This window comes from Pseudomonas luteola NBRC 103146 (genome assembly GCF_002091675.1).
Taxonomy (GTDB): domain Bacteria; phylum Pseudomonadota; class Gammaproteobacteria; order Pseudomonadales; family Pseudomonadaceae; genus Chryseomonas; species Chryseomonas luteola.
Genome location: NZ_BDAE01000006.1, coordinates 135,361 through 155,849 on the forward strand (window position 1 = coordinate 135,361; position 20,489 = coordinate 155,849).

Genomic DNA, 20,489 nt, shown 5'->3' on the forward strand with positions numbered 1-20,489 from the left:
CGGAGGTCCGGTGTATGGGCCGTCAGTGCAGTGGCTATCCTGGCCGGCGCAGCGGCTGCAGCATCGGCTGACGCAGGCTCGTCGGCAAAAGCCATATCGAATAAGGAAAGTTGTTCTTGAGTCATGCGTATTCCCCGGTCAGTTGAGGACTTCCCTGAAAGCACAGGTCGAGTTCTTCGATCAGCTCACGTGGTGGTCGAGTAAAGAACACGCCCTTGCTGGCAGCACGACTGCCCCGCAGGAAAAGATAAAGAGCACCGCCCATGTGACGGTCGTAATCATAGTCTGGAAGACGCGCCTTAAGCTGGCGATGCAGCGCCAACAGATAAATGACGTACTGGAGGTCATAGCGATGCTCTAGCACAGCGCCCGCCATGGCCTCCTGGGTATAAGCGGCATCATCGGCGCCCAACCAGTTGGACTTGTAGTCCGCTACGTAATAGCGACCCTCATGCTCGAACGTCAGGTCAACGAACCCTTTAAACATGCCGTTAAGCAGGCTTCGCTCAACCGAGGGGCGTGGCTTGCCTGGCATGACGTAGCGACGCACCCGCTGATCGAGTGCCTCCGCCTCCAGCCGATGGGTAGAGAACCAGAACTCCATTTCGATCTGGTAGTGCGTGAGCTGGGCCAGCGTCACAGACGAGCCCGGTGAACCGAGCGGTAGACGCCTTGTCAGCAGCTCTTTCAGCCAATCGCTCAGGGTAGCAATCCAGCCTTCCCAGCCGCGCCGGTTGCAACGGCGTGCCACAGTGTCTTCGATCAGCTCGGACTGTTCGGCTATGTTCGCAAAACCCTCATTACCCGCCCACTCCAGCAGACCGTGCAAAAACGTTCCCGGACCCGGACCGCGGGGGAACCGATGCAGGTCGACTCCGCTGCTAGCTATGGCGGGCTGGGCGTCATCGTCCAGGCGGTCATCGTCGAACAGTTTTTGTGCTTCCGGGCTTTCGGGTGACAGGTCGGTATGCAGAACGGCGGTCTCTGCCTCGTCAGTCAGCTCGCCGATGCGCAACGCACTATAAGAGGCAATCCACCAGTGCTCCGCGACTACGCGCCGTGGCTGGCAGGCCTTGAGCTCAGGCCGCACCTCTTCGCGAGGCGCGAAGCGTGCAGTGGTGATTTCCGGCAGCGGCCCCACCGAGATGGCCGGCAGTTTACCTGTCATCTCTTCCAACATGCCCGCCAACACACCCGAGGACGACAGCACCTCTCCTCCGGTCGTGAGATATCCCAGGGCGCAGCGGTGGAAAGCCGACTCCTTGCTCTGCCCGCGCTTAAGGTCAGCCACGCCCATCCAGCAGGCGTGTTGTGCACGCGTCAGGGCAACGTACAGCAAGCGCAGATCCTCGGCCAGACGCTCTTCATCTGCGGCTATGATCACCTCGGCATCCGGCGTCAGGGTCATCTTGGGTGTGCCGTCGAGGTCGTGATAACGCACCGGAATACGGCTGCCGTCCACTGGACGGAACGAGCAGATAAAGGGCAGGAAGACCAGTGGATACTCCAAGCCTTTGGACTTGTGAATGGTAACAACCTTGACCAGTGCCTCATCGCTTTCCAGGCGCAGGATCTGCTCCTCGGCGGTATGGCCTTCGGTAAGGTGCTCCGCCAGATAGCGAATCAGGGCCTGCTCACCATCCAGCTCGGTCGCCACTTGTTGCAGAAGCTCCGCCAGATGCAAGAGGTTGGTCAGTACACGCTCACCGTCAACCCGTGCCATCAGTGTTTGCGGCAACTGAAAGTCATGCAGAAAACGGCGCAACATGGGTAGCACGCCCTGGGTACGCCAGAGGGTCCGGTAGTGGCGGAACTGCATGACCCGTGACTCCCAGGCGCGCTCGTCGTGGTTAAGCCTGTCCAGCTCGGCCAGCGGCAGGTCCAGCGTGATACTGGCCAGCCCGGCACGGAGCACACGATCGACATCCGGCTCGGCGCACGCACGCAGCCAGGAGAGTAGGCAGTGTGCTTCCTGAGAGTTGAAGACCGAGTCTTTGTCCGACAAATAAACGCTACGTACCCCACGGGCCGCCAGCTGGCTACGAATGGCTTGGGCCTCGATACCGTCCCGCACCAGCACAGCGATATCTGCCGGGCGCAATCCACTAAAACCTTTCTTCGGATGCTCGAAACCGGCCTTATCCTGTTGCCCTAGATTAAGCAGGCGCACGATCTCGCTGGCCGCCACCTGCGCCAGTTGTGCAAGGTAAGCGGTTTTGGAAACCGGCTCGATCTCGTTGGAGTGCCAGAGGGTTAGCGCCGGTATACCCTGCCCTTCGGCCACCAAACGTTCCTTACGACCCTGTGCTCTGACGGGCTGGAACGGCAGCGGATTTTCACCGTCTTTACGGAACAGAAAGGCGCCGCGTCCCTCCTCATGCTGCTCGGCCTGCTCGAATACTTGGTTGACGGCAGCCACCATGGCCTCGCTGGAGCGATAGTTGGTATCCAACGTATGCAGGCGTCCTTCGGTGGAATAGCGTGCCTTCAGGTAGGTGTAGATGTCCGCGCCGCGAAAGGCATAAATGGCCTGTTTCGGGTCTCCAATCAGGAACAGCCCGATATCCTGCCGGTTATCCTGTATCCGGTAGATCGTCTCGAAGATGCGGTACTGCACCGGATCGGTGTCCTGGAATTCGTCGATCAGGGCCACCGGAAACTGTTCGCGGATCAGTTCAGCCAGACGCTCTCCTGCCCCGTCACTTTGCAGGGCTACGTCCAGACGGGCCAGGAGGTCATCGAAGCCCATTTCCGCACGGCGGCGCTTTTCCAGAATGAAGCGCTGCTTGATCCAGTGCGCGGCGTGTTGCAGGAGTTCAACGTCCGGTTTGGGTAGGCTGTCCAATGCGGCCTTGAGCCGGCTCATTTCTGCCAGCGCGGGATGGTCCGGGGCAGTCGCCTTGGTCCAGACCTCAGCAAATCCCTCTGGCGTAAAGCGCTCGAATCCCTTGCCGATATCAAGCAGCTCAGCGGATTCATCCTGCGCCCAAGCCGTGATCTTTTCGCACCAGGGTACATACCACTGCGCCTTGAGCTTGCGGCCATCCACCACCTTGCGGGCACAGGCATCATCACACAACAGGCGCAGCTCTTCAGCCCAGACCGCCCACGGTGCTTTTAGCTCTCGGAGCAGTCCTCGCTTGCGCGTCAGGCACTCATCGATCAGCGTGCCCGGCTCCTGGTCGGCAATACCTTGCGTCTCGCCTACGATCAGCTCGCGTACGGATTCTGCCAACTGGTCAGGGCTGACCCAATGCTCGCGCACCCAGGCCAGCGATTCACCGCTCAGGGTATAACAGAACCGTCGCCAGTAATCCCGCACCACTTCAGCCAGGAGTTCGCTGTGGTCCGTTTCCAGGGTCTGGTTGAACAGACTGCCACTGTCGAACGCATGCTCGCGCAGCATGCGCTGGCACCAGCTGTGAATGGTGGAAACGGCGGATTCGTCCATCCATTGCGCGGCCATTTCCAGCTTGCGTGCACAGCCAGGCCACTGAGCCTCAGAAAAATCATCCCGTAGCGCTTCGATCAACGCGTCGGGCGCATCGATCTCGCCACGAAAATAGCGGGCGGCCTCGAACAGGCGCGCACGGATTCGGTCACGCAGCTCACGCGTGGCGGCGTCGGTAAAGGTCACGACCAGAATTTGTGGTGGCAGCAGCTCGCGGCCAAAGCCGGTTTCTTCGCCGCCATGCCCAAGAATCAGGCGTACGTACAAGGCGGAAATGGTAAAGGTCTTGCCGGTGCCAGCGCTCGCCTCGATCAGCTGGCTACCGCGCAAGGGAAAGCGCAACGCAAGCGGCCGGTTCTGTGGTGTAGTCATGCGGCGGCTCCTTGTGCTGGCTGGTCGTACCATCCCGCCTCGAACATGGGGCGATACAAGGCGTTGCACCAGCCCTCGAATTCCTCGCTGGCGGTCAGACTAGCGAAGTCCGGGTATTGACGCATCAAGGCTGGGCTTTCAGCTCGCTCGCCCAGGCTGTTTATACCATCACCTTCATAGGCTTTACGAGCCGCCATTTGCGCCTTGACGGGGTCCTGCTCGGCATTGAGCCAGGCAAACGCCGTTTTTACCGCGACCGGCAGTGGACAACACATGCCACGCTGCCAAGCGAGCAAAAGATCACGTAGCGCAGCGGCTGCCTGGGCGGTTTCCAGCGGAGCGAGCATCAAGGTTTCATCGGTGGCCACCAAGGCCGTCGTAAGCGGCACGCCACAGGCGGAGGCCGTCAGGTGCACGATCCACGGTCGGATCAGCCGATACCATTTACGTGTCTTGGCCGAACCGATTTCATTCGGAACAGGTGTAATTGCAATCAGGCTGCCATCCGAGCGGCGACGTAACCGCTCAAGCCAACCCTCCAGGCGTAGACCCTTGTGCTCGAAGCTGAGCGGCTGTGCACCTGCCACCTCTTCCGGCCACGCCACCAGCAGGCCGGTATGGCGTTCAAGCAAGTCAGGCAGTGGCTGGATCAGCTCTTGCTGCATCAGCTCACCAAAGCCTGCCAGTGGCAAGAGACCGCTGCGCTGCAACCGCTGCCCCTGCGCACGCAGCGCCTCTTCGGCGCGTTCCGGTGCCTTCAAGGCGGCATCAAGCAGGCTTTCGCTCAAGGCATACCGGGTCAGGCCGTCGAGTACAAAGGGTTCCTTGTCCTGGGTCGGAATGGCAATTTCTTCGAAATGCACCTTGAGCCGCTGGGAGAAGAAATGCCGCACCGGATGGCGCAGAAAATCCTGTAGCTGATTCAGGCTCAGCGGCTCGTCCTGCTCATGGGGCGGAAGTATGGGTTCCTGGCCTCGCGACGGCTGCTTGTCGTGCACGGCAAGCCACTCGCGGGCATAGCTGAAAAAGCCCGGCTCGCCCTGAAAATAGCGGATGCTAAAGGGCTGTAGCGGATGCTCCTGAGTCAACGCCTCAAGCAAGCGCTCGCCCTCCTTACCCTTTTCCTTATCAGGACCCTCATCTATCAACGTCCAACCTGCGGCCAAATGATCACGCAACTGGCCTAGCAGAACGGAGGCCGGTCGATCACTGTTGTCGCGAATGCTACGGCCAATCCAGCTGATATAGAGCTGATCACGGGCAGACAGCAGTGCTTCCAATAGCAGATAGCGGTCGTCTTCACGGCGGGAGCGATCGCCGGGGCGATAGTCCTTGCCCATCAGGTCAAAGTCAAACGGCGGCTGGGCGCGTGGATAATCGCCATCGTTCATACCCAGGAGGCACACCACCCGGAATGGAATGGCACGCATGGGCATAAGGGTACAGAAATTCACTGCGCCTGCCAGAAAACGCTGGGACAGCTTGCCCTCATCCAACCCGGCGAGCCATGCCTCACGCACCACCGTAAGCGGCAACGTTTCGTCCAACTGGACCGCCTCGCAGGTGTCCAGCCAGTCTTCACGCAGCTGCTCCAGCTGGCCAAGCAAGTACTCGTCACGTTCGCTGGAAGACACGAAGAACGTGCGCAGCACCATTTGCAGACGCTCGCCCCATACTGCAGGAGTGGCAGGCTCGGCCAGCTCGTCATGGGCCTTGTCCAGCGCATCCATCAAGGTAACCAGCGGGCCGACCAGGGCAGCATCCAAGCCACCAATCTCGTCGAACGGCTCGATTTCATCCCGTGCCACGCCCTGCCCCACGGCATACCCCAGCAACATGCGCCGCAGACCGAAACGCCATGTGTTTTGGGTGAGATCATCCGGAAGATCCAGCCGTGCCCGCTGCCGGGCATCCAAACCCCAGCGGATACCGGCACCCTCGATCCAGCGATGCAGGGTTGTCAGGTCGGTGTCATTCAAGCCGAAGCGCTTGCGCAGGGCCGGGACGTCCAGCAGGTCAAGGATCTCGCTCACCGAAAAGCGGCTTTCCGGCAAACGCAGGAGATGTTCCAGTGCAATCAGGAGCGGATCACGACCACGCTGCCCCTGATCCGCTAACGTGAACGGAATGAAGCGCGGATCATGGCTGTCCAGCTGCCCGAACACGGCGCGAATGTGGGGCGCATAGCTGTCGATGTCCGGCACCATGACGATGACGTCCCGCGGACGCAACGTAGGGTCTTCCGAGAAGCGTGCCAAGAGCTGATCGTGGAGAATTTCCACCTCGCGCTGCGGGCTGTGAGCAATGTGGAAACGAATGGACTGATCTTTAGTGGGATTGACGGCCGGCCAACGCTCGCGGGTTTCACTCAAGGGGCGCAGATCGAGAATATCGTCCTGCAATTGGGCGAGCATGTGCTTAGGATTCGACTTAGTTGCAACATCATGGAAGTAATCAATTCGGCCATCACTCAGATCTTTAAATTGATGCTTGTAGCTATCCGGTTCATCAAAGCGATCTAATAAGTTGATGTAATCGCGGCCTTGCTTACCCCAGCTGGCGAGCAAGGGATGACCATGCTGGTGTAGTTCATCAAGATCAATCTGCATAGGCATACCCGGCTTGCGCAGCTGCCGCTTGTATTCATGGCGCAAGAGGTCCTTGTCCGCCACGATGTCACCCCAGTGGTGGCGGCACGGGTTGTGAACACACAGCAACACCTGACTGAAGCGCGCCAAGGCGGCCAGGGCTTCCAGGAGCTGGGCGGGAACCGATGAGATGCCGAATACAACGACCCGCCGCGGCAGGTGCGAAGGGGCTTGTTCCAGCGCCTTCATGGTGCTGATGAAGCGTTGATGCACCCCCGCCCGGCTTTCCGCCATGCCGTCATCGCCCACATCCGCCAGCAAGGCACGCCACAGCTCTGCCTGCCATTGGCATATCGGCGGCAGCGGTACGGCGCCATCACGTAGCTTGTTCAGTTGATCCTTGCCATTGGCCCAGTCTTCCAGCCAGTCGGCGCGGTACACCTGATACTGATCATAGAGATCGGCTAGACGCTCTGCCAATTGGTAGCGCTTGCGCATGTCGCTGTCTTCATCGAGGAAGCGCCGCAGCGAGGCAAAGCTTGGCCGCTCAAGCAGGCTGGGCAGCAGCCGCACCAGACGCCACGTCAGCGGCGTACGATCCAGCGGGGAAGACGCCGGAACGGTATCGCGACCCAAGACCTGTCGATACACCCGCCATAAGAAAGCCGACGGCAGCTGTACATCAATAGCCGCCGCAATACCGCAGCCGCCTTCGCCATCCTCCGTCGGGTCTTCGGCCAGGGCCAGCTTGAGCCATTGGGCGATGCCGTTACTCTGCACGAGCACCTGCTCGTTTTCCAGAGGCGCGAGGGGATGATGGCGCATCCAGGCAACAGTCAGATTGCGCAGGTCCTCCAGACGATTGCCGTGAACGACCATAAAACCGGGCGTCAGATGAGCCGCGTCCTGCATGAATAAGCCTCTGGGTAGATCTGGAACTGCAAAAAAGGCGAAGCGTACGGAGATCACGGCTCAAGAGCCAGACCTGTTCAAAGCCACCGGTAAGGTTTTCGTGCTGAATAGCGCTTTCTTGACCTCAGCAATACCACGGCAGACGGGCGTCTTACCGCTCGTCTGTTGAGCAGGCAGGGCCAGCCGGGCCAGCCCTGCCATCGACTCAAAGACGTATATCAACCCGGACCGGCTGAGGTCCGTATTGGCCGTCTACAAACGCGACCACACGCTCGCCGAGCCGCTGGAAGGTCAGGTCTATCTCCTGCTGGCCCAGGCGTAGCCGTTTCAGCTGAATACGGTCGATGCCAAACGGCAAGCGGGGTTGAGTGATCGTGACGCTTGCGGTGTACCCATCGATCTCTACGCCCAGGCAAGCCTGTAGCAGCATAAATACCGAGCCGGCGGCCCACGCCTGGGGTAGACAGGCCACCGGATAGGCAATCGGCGCTTCGCCCGGCGCACGTTCGAAACCGCAGAAGAGCTCTGGCAAACGCATCCCGAAATGGGCCGCGGCTTCAAACATGTTTCCGAGCAGACGTACCACCCCTTCCCGCTCACCGTAGCGCGCCATACCGGCGGCGCACAGGGCCACATCATGTGGCCAGACCGAGCCATTGTGATAGGACATGGGGTTGAACCGTACAGCGTCTGGCACCAGGGTCCGTACGCCCCATCCGGAATTGAAGGCGCGGGACAAGAGCTGTTGCGAAACGGCCTGACCACGCGCCAATTGAGGCAGCCCCGTAAACAAGAGGTGGCCTGCATTGGAGGCTCGAACCGCACATGCCTCGCCATGGCCATCCAGGGCCAGGGCATAGAACTGCCGCCCCTCCAGCCAAAAATGCTTTTCCACCGCTGCCCGCAGATGCTCGGCCCGTGTGCGCCAGTGCGCGGCCTTGTCCTGCTCACCGAGCCATTCCGACAGTTCAGCCATGCTCAGATACGCCTTATAAGCATACCCTTGCACTTCAATCAGTGAGATCGAACCATCCGGTGTACGGCCATCGGCATGGAAAATCGAGTCATGACTGTCCTTCCATCCCTGGTTGGCCAGACCACTCTCTTCTGCACGGGCATAACTGATGAACCCCTGTGCGTTACGCTCGGCATTACCCTCAACCCAGCGAATAGCCTCCTGCAGTGCGGGCCAGATTTCCTGGATGAATGCCCGGTCGCCCGTACGCCGAGCATAGGCTCCAGCCAGCATGACGAACAGCGGTGTGGTATCCACCCCGCCATAATAGCGACCGAACGGCAGCTCGTTTAGCGCCGACATTTCGCCCTTGCGCGTCTCATGCATGATCTTGCCAGGCTCGGCATCCCGGAAGCTCGACGTTTCATGAGCCTGATGTTGCGCAAGGTAAGACAGCACCCCACGGGCCAGCTCAGGATTCAACCAGAGCACCTGATGCGCCGTGATGATGGCATCACGGCCGAAAGGTGTTGAGTACCAGGGTACACCGGCGTAGGGATACGGCCCGCTAGGCAGCTCCGCTGTGAGCAGCGCCAGATCCGCACGGGACTTCTCCAGCCACGCCTGGAACAGACGGCCAGAGGCTTTGACCTGAGCACCCCGCCGCTGTCGCCTGCGCATACTGCGCCGCGCTTGTGCAGCGGCCTGCCGATAACGTGCCCGCGAAGGCTGAGCCGGTTCTGGTCCAATGTCGATATACAGCTCCCAGCTTCCACGTCCTTCCAGAGCCACCCTGAACTGCGCGCCTTGCTCGCTTAACTCAACAGGCTGTTCGGAAAAACTGATGGCAGCACGGCGCGGCTGCTCATCGAGCCCAAGATACCGTAGCGTGACACTGCGCTCGGCCATCTGGGTATGCTCCTGCTCGCCCCGATGGCTACGCTGTTGTCCACGCACTTCAAACATGTCTCGGAAGTCCGCGCCAAACTCAAGCTCCAGCGGCACCTCAGTAGACAAGTCACTGTAGTTGGCCAGCAGGATGCGCTCATGCACATACCCCTTCCAGACAAAGCGCTTGCGTTCGATGTGAATCACGCCTTCGGGCGTCGTGCTTTCACCCAGCCGCGGCAACGGCTGGTTGGTCTGATGGGAGGTAAAGTAGACATTATCCTGACTGACCGACGCTGACAGCAGCGATGGTCGCCTCCCCGCCACGGTCAATCGGTAACGGGACACGATGCGGGTATCGTTATGGAACAAGCCATCGTCCCGCCCACCCATGTCGCCATAGGCATCTGCCACGACAAAAGTATCACCCTCCATGAGCACGAACAGGCGTTCGGGATGACGCGCCTGTTCGACCTCGCTTCCTTGCTGTGCTGACTGATCAGACATAAGGATTTCACCCATGGTCGTTACGCCGTTTGCTTGAAGTTGACTTCAGTGTTCCGATTGCCCGGCAGCTGCCGGTACAGTTCCAGATAGTGTTTGGCCATGGCCGTGGCGGAGAAGCGCTGCTCGAATATCTCGCGAACCCGACGTCGATCCAGGGTCAGGACCTGCCGCGCCGCCTCCACGGCCTGCTCTTCACTCGTTACGATATACCCGGTCACGCCCGGCTCCACGACTTCTGGCACTGAGCCACAGTGCCAGGCAATCACCGGCGTCCCGCAGGCCATGGCCTCGATCATCACCAGCCCGAACGGCTCAGGCCAGTCGATGGGAAAGAGCAGCGCCCGCGCGTTACCCAGAAATTCGGATTTTTCACTGTCACCAATTTCGCCAATGAACTCCACCAGCGGATCATCCAGAAGCGGCTTGATCTCCTGTTCGAAGTACTTGCGGTCGGCGTTGTCCACCTTGGCCGCCAACTTGATGGGAACACCTGCCTGCCGTGCAATGGCAATCGCCCGATCAGGCCGTTTCTCTGGAGAAATGCGGCCCAGAAATGCCAAGTACCCTTCGCCCATCTGCTCATGGAACCGGTACGTGGACGCATTCAGACCGTGATGCACGGTGCCATGCCAGTTGGCAAAAGCCAGTGGCGTGCGTTGATGGTGAGAAATGGACACCAGCGGGAACCGGTGCCAACGCCGGTAGGCTTCCGGCAATCCCTTAAGGTCGAGCCGCCCGTGGAGAGTGGTCAGAGTCCGCTCAGCCAAGGGCTCGAACAAGGGGAAATGCAGTAGATCCACATGAAAATGCAGGACATCAAACTCATCGGCCCGCTCCTGCAACGTGTGCAGCATGCTCAAGTGACTGGCAATATCAGACTTGAGCGGTGCAGGGTCCAGTCGTAGCGCCCGCTCGCAACCGGGCACAAGTTGGGCGGACGTACATGAATCAGCAGACGCAAACAGGGTCACTTCATGTCCCAATTCGACCAGCGCATCGGTCAGATGAGCCACGACCCTTTCGGTACCACCGTAGAGCTTAGGCGGCACCGCTTCATACAAGGGGGCAATCTGCGCGATCTTCATCAATTAATCTCCTTGAAAAAAGGATGAACAAGGCCAGAAAGGTGCGAATGTTCGCCGGCGAAAAACGCCGCGGAAAAATGTAAGGATCAGCCGATAAATTTCAAGCGCTGCCGAGTAGCAAAGGCCGCTCTGCTGACCCATGTCTGGAACCTCCCTGCGTTCAGGCACTCCCTCGTAAACCAGTCGATTCAGGTAACAGCCATGAGCAACATAAAAGGCAAGGTCATTGTCATTACCGGTGCCAGCAGTGGCATTGGCGAGGCCACCGCACGGCTATTGAGCTCAGAGGGCGCGACGGTCGTCCTGGGCGCACGTCGGCTGGATAAACTGAACGCCATTGCCGAGGGGCTGCGAACCGTTGGCGGTCGCGTTGAGGTGGTGCAGATGGATGTGGCCAAGCGGGATGACGTCGAGGCGCTTATCCAGGCAGCCGTTACGACCTGCGGGCGGGTCGATGTGATGATCAACAATGCGGGCATCATGCCCAACTCGCGACTCGATCAGCGTAAGGTCGAAGATTGGGAGCGCATGATCGATATCAATCTCAAGGGCACCCTTTACGGGATTGCGGCGGTCCTGCCGATCATGCAGCAGCAGAAGAGCGGACACATCATCAATGTCTCGTCCCTGTCCGGCCATCGGGTGCGCCCGACCAGTGCCGTGTATTCGGCAACCAAATTCGGCGTACGCGCGATTGCCGAAGGGCTGCGCATGGAGATGACGCCCTACAACATCCGTAGCACGATCATTTCACCCGGCCCGGTCGACACGGAGCTGCCCAATAGCGTAACGGACGAAGACGTTGCCAAAAGCGTGCGGCACATTCATGAAATGGCTATCCCCGCCCTGTCGGTCGCCCAGTCCATTGCCTTTGCCATCGGTCAACCGGCAGCGGTCGATATCAATGAAATCCTGCTCAGGCCGACAGCCATGGAATAAAGGCGATTACTCCGCTTCCTGACCGCGAGAAAAGATCCGAATCACCTCATCCAGGTGCGCCCGCATGGCGGAGCGCGCCTCTTGCGCATTGCGGGCCTGCAGAGCCTTCAGTACACGCAGATGCTCGTCCTCAGAGCGATGGGGCATGTCATCAGGGGTGTAGTGTGCCTGCAAGCGCTGAAACATCGAGCCATAGCGGTGCCCCAGCAGGTGCTGGATCATCAGGGCATAGGCCGGATTACCGCTGGCCTGGGCGATGCGGATATGAAACAGTCGATCGCCGGGATGAGTCGTCGAGCCCTCGCGGTTGTCCTGCACATTGCGCTCATAGGCCGCGTGAATACCGGCCAACTCTTCCTCGCTGGCATTGATTGCAGCCAGGGCCGCCGCTTCCGGCTCAATCAGCTGACGCGCCTGAAGCAGCGAGAACGGCGGGATTTCGGCATTGAAATCCACCTGTACATCCAGCTCGGGATCAGGCCCTACCCATTGGCCGCGCGCCGCCAGCTCCATCACCGGCGCATCGTCCGCCGGGCGCTGGTCATTGGCGCAGACCAGAACGCCATTACCAACCCGCACATCCACCAGGCCGATGACCTCCAGTGCAATAAGTGCCTCACGTACCGAGGCCCGGCTTACGCCCATTTGTTTGGCCAGCTCCCGCTCGGCCGGCAGGCGACTCCCAGGAGGAAATTCGCCACTGTCGATCAGGCTGCGCAGCTGATCGGCGATCTGACGATAAAGCCTTGGATTTTCAATTGTTTGTATTGGCATCACGTATCCCGCTGGCATACATCGCGTCGCTTGCGCTACAGAAAAAACTTGCGCAGCCGCTGACTCACTGCTAAACCAGAGGACCAATGGCCTGACCATTAGCCGCTCGATATGCCCCCAGCATAGCAGCGGTTAACGCAAGCGGGTCATCCATACGAATAATAAAAACAGGAGGCTCTCATGTCCGTTGCTGGAAAACGTGTCCTCGTCACCGCCGCTGCTCAAGGAATTGGCAGGGCCAGCGTTCTGGCCTTTGCCGAAGCGGGCGCTGACGTCATTGCGGTCGATATCAACGCTACCGCCCTCGCCGAGCTTCCCAATGTTCGTACCCATGTTCTTGATGTCACTCAGCCCGATGCTATCCAGGCACTTGCCAGTGAGTTAGGCGCTATTGATGTGCTATTCAACTGCGCCGGTTACGTGCACAGCGGCACCATTCTCGACTGTGATGAAGAGGCCTGGAAGTTCTCCTTCGATCTGAACGTTACCGCCATGTACCGGATGATTCGTGCCTTTTTACCGGCCATGATCGAAAACGGCGGCGGCTCGATTATCAATATGTCGTCAGTGGCCTCCAGTGTGAAAGGCGTACCGAATCGCTTCGCCTATTGCGCCAGCAAGGCCGCTGTTCTCGGCCTGACTAAATCCGTAGCGGCTGATTTCGTCGCCAAAGGCATCCGCTGCAATGCGATCTGCCCCGGCACGGTCGACTCGCCTTCCCTGCGCCAGCGTATTGCGGCGCAAGCCCAGCAGGAAGGCCGAGCCGAAGACGAAGTCTATGCTGCGTTTGTGTCCCGCCAACCTATGGGCCGAATCGGCAAGCCCGAGGAAATCGCTGCACTGGCGCTCTATCTGGGTTCCGATGCCTCAGGCTTCACAACGGGCACCATCAACGTAATCGATGGCGGCTGGGTCGCTTAAGCCCACCGCACACCAATTTATCGCACAAGGAAACCGCTCATGAAATTGCTGCGTTACGGGGAAAAAGGTCAGGAGAAGCCGGGCCTGCTGGATGCTCAGGGTCAGATTCGTGACCTCTCTGGCCATATTGATGACATCGCCGGTCAGGCCATCACGGCTGAAGGACTCGCCACGCTCAGGAACATTGATCCGAGCAGCCTGCCCGTTGTGAGCGGTTCCCCTCGCCTCGGCCCCTGCGTCGGCCGTGTCGGCAAGTTTATCTGTATCGGTCTTAACTACGCCGACCATGCGGCCGAGTCCGGTCTTGACGTCCCCAAGGAGCCGGTGGTCTTCAACAAGTGGACCAGCGCCATCTGTGGCCCGAACGACGACGTAGAGATCCCGCGTGGCTCCACCAAGACCGATTGGGAAGTTGAGCTGGGCGTGGTGATTGGCAAGGCCGGGCGCTACATCGACGAAGCCAACGCCATGGATTATGTAGCGGGCTATTGCGTCATCAATGATGTATCCGAGCGTGAGTGGCAGATCGAGCGTGGCGGCACCTGGGATAAGGGCAAGGGATTCGACACCTTCGGCCCGCTCGGCCCCTGGCTGGTCACCAAGGACGAAATAGCCGATCCGCACGCGCTCGACCTCTGGCTGGAAGTGGATGGCAAGCGTTACCAGAACGGCAATACCCGCACCATGGTGTTCAAGGTGCCGGAGCTGATCGCCTACCTGAGCCGCTGCATGAGCCTGCAACCGGGTGACGTCATTTCCACCGGCACCCCGCCTGGAGTGGGGCTGGGCATCAAGCCCGAACCAGTCTACTTGAAGCCCGGCCAGGAAATGCGCCTGGGCATCGCGGGCCTGGGCGAGCAGAAGCAGCGCACGGTTCAGGCTGACTGAAACCATGCCTCTCGGGTGATTGGGACGTTTAACCGCGTCGCACGCCCGGAGAAGCGCCCGCTCAACATGCGCTCTCATATGAAGAGCTTTTGAGCGGGCCTCCAACACAGCGTTGACAAGCCCGGCATCAAGGGCTTCCGGAGAACCGATATGACAATAACAATCACCGGTCTTCGCGTAGAGGACATTCGTTTTCCTACGTCACAGGCATTGGACGGGTCGGACGCCATGAACCCCGATCCCGATTACTCTGCCGCCTATGTGATTCTTGAAACCGACCAACCTGAGCTCGAAGGCCACGGCATGACCTTTACCATTGGCCGGGGCAACGAGATCTGCTGTGCGGCCATTCAGGCACTGGAAGGTCAGATCAAAGGGCTTGATCTGGAATGGATCACGGCAGACATGGGCCGCTTCTGGCGTCACATGACCAGCGACAGCCAACTGCGCTGGATCGGTCCGGACAAGGGCGCCATCCACTTGGCGACCGGTGCCGTCGTGAATGCGGCCTGGGACCTGTGGGCCAAGCAGGTTGGCAAGCCGGTCTGGCAGCTGGTCGCCGACATGTCGCCGGAAGAATTCGTACGGTGCGTCGACTTTCGCTACATCACCGACTGCATCACACCGCAAGAAGCGATACAACTGCTCACGGAGCGCGCCAAAGGCAAAGAAGAACGCATCGGCCTGCTCAAGGCCCATGGCTACCCCTGCTACACCACCTCTGCCGGCTGGCTTGGCTATCCGGATGACAAACTCCGCCGCCTCTGTCAGGAGGCCATCGATGCCGGCTTCTCTCATGTAAAGCTCAAGGTCGGCCGTGACCTTGAGGACGATATCCGCCGCGTCACCATTGCCCGTGAAGTGATAGGCCCGAACCGACACTTGATGATCGATGCCAACCAGGTTTGGGAAGTCAACGAGGCCATCGATTGGGTAAACAAGCTGTCGTTTGCCAAGCCCTGGTTCATCGAGGAACCCACCAGCCCGGACGACGTAGAAGGTCATCGCGCGATCAAAGAGGGTATTACCCCGGTCAAGGTGGCTACCGGCGAGATGTGCCAGAACCGCATCCTGTTCAAGCAATTCATCATGCGTGGCGCCATCGACGTAGTACAGCTCGACGCCTGTCGTCTGGGTGGTTTGAACGAAGTGCTTGCTGTGCTGCTGATGGCCGCCAAGTACGAGCTACCTGTCTGCCCCCATGCCGGCGGCGTTGGACTGTGCGAATACGTGCAACATATCTCGATGATCGATTACCTGTGCGTGGCGGGCACGCATGAAGGGCGCGTTGTGGAGTATGTCGATCATCTTCATGAGCATTTCGAAGACCCCTGCGTCATGAAGGGCCCCGCCTACCTGCCGCCCCAGGCACCAGGATTTTCGATCACCATGAAACCGGCCTCGCGCCAGCAGTATCGGTTTCCCCGTAACACTTAGCGGCAGGTTGAGTAGAGGGCCTACCCTTTTACTCAACGAGCATATCGGAGGGACCAGCCTCACCGATCCCGCCGCCCACTGCTTTCAGGAGACAATAACAATGACACGCCCTGAAATACCCAGAATCGACGCACATCAACACTTCTGGCATTACGAGCCGGATCAGTACCGCTGGATCGACAACAGCATGTCAGTGTTAAAGCGCGACTATCTGCCCTCGGATCTCGAGCCGCTTCTTAAAGAACACCAGATGGCGGGATGCATTGCCGTTCAGTCCCGGCAATGCGAGGAGGAGACTGACGCACTGCTGGCGCTGGCTGCGAAACATCCGTGGATTGCCGGCGTTATTGGTTGGGTAGATCTACAAGCGCCCAACCTGCTTGAGTCGCTCGATCGCTGGCAAGGCCAGCCGCGCCTGCGTGGCTTTCGCCACCAGATCCAGGACGAAGCGGACCCGGATGCCTTTCTCGCCGACACCGCATTCAACAAGGGTGTGGCCATTATTCAGGCCCGCGGCTACCTCTATGAAATCCTTATCAAGTCCCCCTCGCTCAAGGCCGCGTACACCTTTGCCCGAAGGCATGATCGCCAACCTTTGGTGCTTGATCATCTGGGCAAACCCGATATCGCACACGGCAACCTGCAAACCTGGGCTGAGCAGCTCGCGCCACTGGCCGCCCTGCCCCATGTGTACTGCAAATTGTCCGGCCTGATTACCGAAGCTGGCTGGACAACCTGGCGACCGGACTATCTGGTCGCCTACATGAACCAGGCGCTGGAGCTGTTCGGCCCGGAGCGCGTGCTGTTCGGATCGGACTGGCCGGTGTGCCGGCTGGCGAGCGAGTACGACCATGCCCATGCCCTGGCTCAGCTGGCCATCGCGCCCCTCTCATCCGCCGAGCAGTCCGCCATCATGGGCGGCAATGCAATTCGCCTGTATGGCCTTACGGTCAATGCACAGGAGCACGCCGCATGAACCTGCATCTGGATGGAAAAGTTTTTATCGTAACCGGCGGCGGCTCAGGGATCGGCGGCGCCATTTCCCTCGGTCTGGCTGACGAAGGCGCTATCCCAGTGATTGTCAGCCGCACACCGTTGGAAGATGACTTCGCCGCCAAGCTGGACGCGCTTCAGCCACAGACACTCTTTATCCAGACTGAACTGTGCGATGAAATCTCTTGCCGCGCAGCCGTCGAGCAAACCTTGACCCGATTCGGCCGCCTGGACGGACTGGTCAACAACGCCGGGGTCAACGACGGGGTCAGTCTTGAGGCTGGACGCGAGGCGTTTATCCAGTCGTTGGAAAAGAACCTCATTCATTATTACGTCATGACCCATCTCTGCCTCGACGCCCTTCGGGATAGCCAGGGCAGCATCGTCAATATCAGCTCCAAGACCGCGCTCACCGGCCAGGGCAACACCAGTGGTTACACCGCCGCCAAAGGCGCACAACTGTCCCTTACTCGAGAATGGGCCGCCTCGCTGCTGGCTGATGGCATCCGCGTGAATGCAGTCATCCCGGCCGAGGTCATGACGCCTTTGTACGAGAACTGGCTGAACACCTTTGATGATCCTAAAGACAAACTGGACAAAATCGTCAGCAAGATTCCGCTGGGCAAGCGCATGACCACTCCCGAGGAGATTGCCGACACGGTCGTCTTCCTTCTATCACCTCGCGCTGCCCATACCACCGGGCAATGGCTCACGGTCGATGGCGGCTATATGCATCTGGACAGGGCACTCACATGAACGCTCGCTACTGCATGGCGCTGGACCTCAAGGATGACCCTGCACTCATTGCCGAATACGAGCAGCTGCACGCGCGTATCTGGCCCGAGATCACCACCCATCTGCGTAACGCCGGCGTGCAGGACATGCAGATCTACCGCCTCGGCACGCGCCTGTTCATGATCATGGATGTCAGTGCTGACTTCAGTGTAGATGCCTTCGAAGCCGCCGCCGCGGCCAATCCCAAGGTGCAGGAATGGGAAGCGCTGATGTGGCGATACCAGACACCGACACCCTGGACGCCGCAGGGCAGCAAATGGATTCCGATGCAAAATATCTTCGCGCTGGCTGAGCAACCGGCCCCGGATTAGCCACGTCCTGCTTGATGTGTGAGCGCTCTAGAAAACAACAATAACTGGAGTCATTCATGTCTACGCTTACCGCCCCGCTCGACAGTGCCCTGACCAAGAGCCGTCGCCGAATTATTCCATTCGTGGCCCTGATGTTTGCCATGGCCATTATCGACCGTTCTAACGTTGGGTATGCCAAGCTCGCATTGCAAGCCGATACCGGGATCGGCGATGCCGCCTTTGCGCTGGGCGCAGGCATTTTCTTCATCGGCTATGCCCTTTTCGAGGTCCCCAGCAACCTGATTCTCCACCGTATCGGTGCGCGAATCTGGTTGAGCCGGATCATGGTGACCTGGGGCCTTGTCTCCGCTGCCATGATGTTTGCCCAGAGCGAGACATCCTTCTATATCCTCCGCTTCCTGTTGGGCGTAGCTGAGGCAGGACTCTCACCGGGTGTCGTCCTGTACCTTACCTACTGGTTTCCTCATCGTCACCGCGGTGCGGCTTATGGACTCTATTACTTTGGGGTACCGGCCTCGCTGCTGCTAGGAGGCCCTGTCTCCGGCTGGCTGCTGGACATGCACGGAGTGTTCGGCCTGCGCAACTGGCAATGGATGTTCGTAGTGGAGGGGCTGCTTGCCTCGGTCATTGGCGTGATTGCCTTTTTCTACCTGCCGAACCGCCCGCGGGACGCACGGTGGCTGACCCGGGACGAGAAAACGGCGCTGCACAAGGCCATCGAGCAGGAAGAAACCGACAAGAAGGACCACAGCCCCTCCTCCTGGAAGGCAGCCCTCGTCAACCCAAAGGTCATGTACTTCGTACTGATCTATTTCACTATCCAGGTAAGCGTTTACGGCGTCCTGTTTTATCTTCCGGCGCGCATCGCTCAGCTGCTCGGCACCAAGATCGGCTTTGAGGTTGGCATGCTGACGGCCATTCCCTGGCTATTCACCCTGGGTGCACTGTTCATGGTGACTCGCTATGCAGACCGCACCGGCAAGCATCGCCAACTGGCAGTGGCCATGCTGCTGCTCGCCGCAGTGGGCATAGCAGGATCGACGGTTATCGAAAGCATCGTGCCCGTGCTGTTTGCCTTCTGCCTCGCGGCTGCCGGCTTTATCACGGTTCAGCCGCTCTTCTGGACGCTTCCCACCCGCTACCTGGGCGGTGTCGCAGCAGCCAGCGCAATTGCCCTAATCGGTGCGCTGGGCAACCTGGGCGGCTTTCTTGCGCCCACCCTTAAAACCTATATGGAACAGACGTTCGCCAATCCCCATGCCGGCATGTACACCCTGGCAACTGTCGCCCTGCTTGGCGCAGGCCTGCTGGCCCTTGGAGGAACGACCGTTCAACGCCAGGACGCCGGTTTTGCTGTACCCACCAAATGACCTCAACGCTGCACAACGATAAGAACCACGGAGAGCTGTCATGTTAGTCAACCAAACCAGAACGGCCACACCCGTTGCCAGCCAGGAACGCTCGGGCTACCAATGGGCATTCATCCTTGTCACCAGCCTGTTCTTCATGTGGGGCCTGTCGTATGGCCTGCTCGACGTACTCAACAAACACTTCCAGGAAACGCTGCACGTCACCAAGGCGCAGTCCGGCCTGCTTCAGGCGGCGTACTTCGGCGCCTATTTTATCGTTGCCCTGCCCGCCGGGATCTTCATGGGCAAGCGCGGCTACAAGGCCGGCATCCTGGTCGGGTTGTGCCTGTATGCATTAGGTGCCCTGCTGTTCGTTCCGGCAGCGTCTTCAGCCAGCTTTGCCATGTTTCTTTTTGCCCTGTTCGTAATCGCCTGCGGTCTGGGCTGCCTGGAAACGGCAGCCAATCCCTATGCCACGGTTCTGGGCGATCCGAACGGAGCCGAGCGCCGCCTCAATTTCGCTCAGTCTTTCAACGGCCTCGGTCAGTTCACCGGCCCAATCCTGGGCGGCACCCTGTTCTTTTCGGCCACCAACAGTGCAGGTACCGCCTCCTCCGACAGCCTGGGTTCGGTCAGCATGATCTACGTGGGTATCGCCGCTCTGGTCCTGATGATCGCCGGGCTCTTTGCCAAGACCACTCTCCCCGACCTTCGCAATCAGGAGGAAGCCGTTGCCCGGCAGGACAGCCGCACACTCTGGCAGCACAAGCATTTCGTTGGCGGCGTCATCACCCAGTTTTTCTACGTGGCGGCGCAGGTAGGTGTGGGTGCCTTCTTTATCAACTACGTGACCGAGCACTGGTCCGACACTTCCAGCCAGTCCGCGTCGTTCATGCTGTCTATTGCCATGCTGTGCTTCATGCTGGGCCGTTTCTTCAGCACCTGGCTGATGGGATTCATCGCGCCGGCTCGTCTGATGATGATCTATGGCGTGATCAACTTTTTCCTGTGCGGTCTGGTGGTGGCCGGATTCGATGGCATTGCCGTGGTGGGTTTAATCGCCGTGTTCTTCTTCATGTCGATCATGTTTCCCACCATCTTTGCGCTGGGTGTGAAGAACCTCGGCCCACACACCAAGCGCGCCAGCTCCTTCATGATCATGGCTATCGTGGGTGGCGCGATCATGCCCTACTTCATGGGCCTCATTGCCGATATGAGCAGCACTGCGTACGCGTACTCGCTGCCCATGCTTTGCTTTGCCCTGGTGATCTGGTACGGCGCCTCGCAGCAGCGCAGCGCCTGACCACCGAGCGGGCCAGGTACG

14 protein-coding genes are annotated in these 20,489 nt (G+C 59.5%); 9 read left to right on the forward strand and 5 right to left on the reverse strand.

Going from position 1 to position 20,489, the window contains the following annotated elements; translation table 11 throughout:
- Positions 1–121: 121 nt before the first annotated feature.
- The 4 genes from recB to PLU01S_RS09775 all read right to left on the reverse strand — a co-directional run bounded on the left by recB (position 122) and on the right by PLU01S_RS09775 (position 10,758).
- A complete protein-coding gene (gene recB, locus PLU01S_RS09760) occupies positions 122–3,823 on the reverse strand; it encodes an exodeoxyribonuclease V subunit beta (protein WP_074827719.1) in 3,702 nt (1,233 codons plus the stop codon).
- The gene (gene recC, locus PLU01S_RS09765; protein WP_074827721.1) at positions 3,820–7,323 is read right to left on the reverse strand and encodes an exodeoxyribonuclease V subunit gamma; all 3,504 of its coding nucleotides are present in this window, start codon (positions 7,321–7,323) and stop codon (positions 3,820–3,822) included. Before recC ends, recB begins: the two co-directional genes overlap by 4 nt.
- A 205-nt stretch (positions 7,324–7,528) precedes the next feature.
- Positions 7,529–9,673, reverse strand: coding sequence for an amylo-alpha-1,6-glucosidase (locus PLU01S_RS09770; protein WP_074827847.1), 2,145 nt, complete (start codon positions 9,671–9,673; stop codon positions 7,529–7,531).
- Positions 9,674–9,693: 20 nt separating this feature from the next.
- The gene (locus PLU01S_RS09775; RefSeq protein ID WP_074827723.1) at positions 9,694–10,758 is read right to left on the reverse strand and encodes a glycosyltransferase family 4 protein; all 1,065 of its coding nucleotides are present in this window, start codon (positions 10,756–10,758) and stop codon (positions 9,694–9,696) included.
- A gap of 201 nt (positions 10,759–10,959) precedes the next feature.
- On the opposite strand from PLU01S_RS09775, the gene PLU01S_RS09780 reads away from it, so the two are divergent.
- Positions 10,960–11,697 carry an SDR family oxidoreductase gene (locus PLU01S_RS09780; protein WP_074827725.1) on the forward strand — a complete coding sequence of 246 codons (738 nt, stop codon included), beginning with the start codon at positions 10,960–10,962 and terminating at the stop codon, positions 11,695–11,697.
- A gap of 6 nt (positions 11,698–11,703) precedes the next feature.
- Here PLU01S_RS09780 and PLU01S_RS09785 read toward each other — a convergent pair whose 3' ends face one another.
- The gene (locus PLU01S_RS09785) at positions 11,704–12,471 is read right to left on the reverse strand and encodes a FadR/GntR family transcriptional regulator (protein ID WP_074827726.1); all 768 of its coding nucleotides are present in this window, start codon (positions 12,469–12,471) and stop codon (positions 11,704–11,706) included.
- Between the two features lie 180 nt (positions 12,472–12,651).
- Between PLU01S_RS09785 and PLU01S_RS09790 the strand changes: the two genes are divergently transcribed.
- From PLU01S_RS09790 to fucP, 8 genes are all read left to right on the forward strand, one after another.
- Complete coding sequence (locus PLU01S_RS09790; RefSeq protein WP_019366638.1) at positions 12,652–13,392, forward strand: SDR family oxidoreductase; 741 nt, start codon at positions 12,652–12,654, stop codon at positions 13,390–13,392.
- Between the two features lie 39 nt (positions 13,393–13,431).
- Positions 13,432–14,280, forward strand: coding sequence for an ureidoglycolate lyase (locus PLU01S_RS09795; RefSeq protein WP_074827727.1), 849 nt, complete (start codon positions 13,432–13,434; stop codon positions 14,278–14,280).
- Positions 14,281–14,430: 150 nt separating this feature from the next.
- A complete protein-coding gene (locus PLU01S_RS09800; protein WP_074827728.1) occupies positions 14,431–15,717 on the forward strand; it encodes an L-fuconate dehydratase in 1,287 nt (428 codons plus the stop codon).
- 100 nt (positions 15,718–15,817) lie between these two features.
- A complete protein-coding gene (locus PLU01S_RS09805; protein ID WP_074827731.1) occupies positions 15,818–16,693 on the forward strand; it encodes an amidohydrolase family protein in 876 nt (291 codons plus the stop codon).
- Positions 16,690–17,466 (forward strand): L-fucose dehydrogenase, encoded by a 777-nt coding sequence (locus PLU01S_RS09810; protein ID WP_010797502.1) that lies wholly within the window; start codon positions 16,690–16,692, stop codon positions 17,464–17,466. Before PLU01S_RS09805 ends, PLU01S_RS09810 begins: the two co-directional genes overlap by 4 nt.
- On the forward strand, positions 17,463–17,816 hold the full coding sequence (locus PLU01S_RS09815) for an L-rhamnose mutarotase (RefSeq protein WP_074827733.1): 354 nt from the start codon (positions 17,463–17,465) through the stop codon (positions 17,814–17,816). The genes PLU01S_RS09810 and PLU01S_RS09815 overlap by 4 nt, the downstream gene beginning before the upstream one ends.
- Before the next feature lie 56 nt (positions 17,817–17,872).
- On the forward strand, positions 17,873–19,186 hold the full coding sequence (locus PLU01S_RS09820; protein ID WP_074827735.1) for an MFS transporter: 1,314 nt from the start codon (positions 17,873–17,875) through the stop codon (positions 19,184–19,186).
- 40 nt (positions 19,187–19,226) lie between these two features.
- Entirely contained in the window at positions 19,227–20,468 is a 1,242-nt protein-coding gene (gene fucP / locus PLU01S_RS09825) for an L-fucose:H+ symporter permease (protein WP_074827736.1), read from the forward strand.
- Positions 20,469–20,489: the final 21 nt, after the last annotated feature.

Excerpts from the sequence above, each read along its gene's own strand:
- recB (WP_074827719.1), bottom strand. The coding sequence starts at position 3,823 with ATGACTACACCACAGAACCGGCCGCTTGCGTTGCGCTTTCCCTTGCGC.
- recC (WP_074827721.1), bottom strand. The coding sequence starts at position 7,323 with ATGCAGGACGCGGCTCATCTGACGCCCGGTTTTATGGTCGTTCACGGC.
- PLU01S_RS09770 (WP_074827847.1), bottom strand. The coding sequence starts at position 9,673 with ATGTCTGATCAGTCAGCACAGCAAGGAAGCGAGGTCGAACAGGCGCGT.
- PLU01S_RS09775 (WP_074827723.1), bottom strand. The coding sequence starts at position 10,758 with ATGAAGATCGCGCAGATTGCCCCCTTGTATGAAGCGGTGCCGCCTAAG.
- PLU01S_RS09780 (WP_074827725.1), top strand. The coding sequence starts at position 10,960 with ATGAGCAACATAAAAGGCAAGGTCATTGTCATTACCGGTGCCAGCAGT.
- PLU01S_RS09785 (WP_074827726.1), bottom strand. The coding sequence starts at position 12,471 with ATGCCAATACAAACAATTGAAAATCCAAGGCTTTATCGTCAGATCGCC.
- PLU01S_RS09790 (WP_019366638.1), top strand. The coding sequence starts at position 12,652 with ATGTCCGTTGCTGGAAAACGTGTCCTCGTCACCGCCGCTGCTCAAGGA.
- PLU01S_RS09795 (WP_074827727.1), top strand. The coding sequence starts at position 13,432 with ATGAAATTGCTGCGTTACGGGGAAAAAGGTCAGGAGAAGCCGGGCCTG.
- PLU01S_RS09800 (WP_074827728.1), top strand. The coding sequence starts at position 14,431 with ATGACAATAACAATCACCGGTCTTCGCGTAGAGGACATTCGTTTTCCT.
- PLU01S_RS09805 (WP_074827731.1), top strand. The coding sequence starts at position 15,818 with ATGACACGCCCTGAAATACCCAGAATCGACGCACATCAACACTTCTGG.
- PLU01S_RS09810 (WP_010797502.1), top strand. The coding sequence starts at position 16,690 with ATGAACCTGCATCTGGATGGAAAAGTTTTTATCGTAACCGGCGGCGGC.
- PLU01S_RS09815 (WP_074827733.1), top strand. The coding sequence starts at position 17,463 with ATGAACGCTCGCTACTGCATGGCGCTGGACCTCAAGGATGACCCTGCA.
- PLU01S_RS09820 (WP_074827735.1), top strand. The coding sequence starts at position 17,873 with ATGTCTACGCTTACCGCCCCGCTCGACAGTGCCCTGACCAAGAGCCGT.
- fucP (WP_074827736.1), top strand. The coding sequence starts at position 19,227 with ATGTTAGTCAACCAAACCAGAACGGCCACACCCGTTGCCAGCCAGGAA.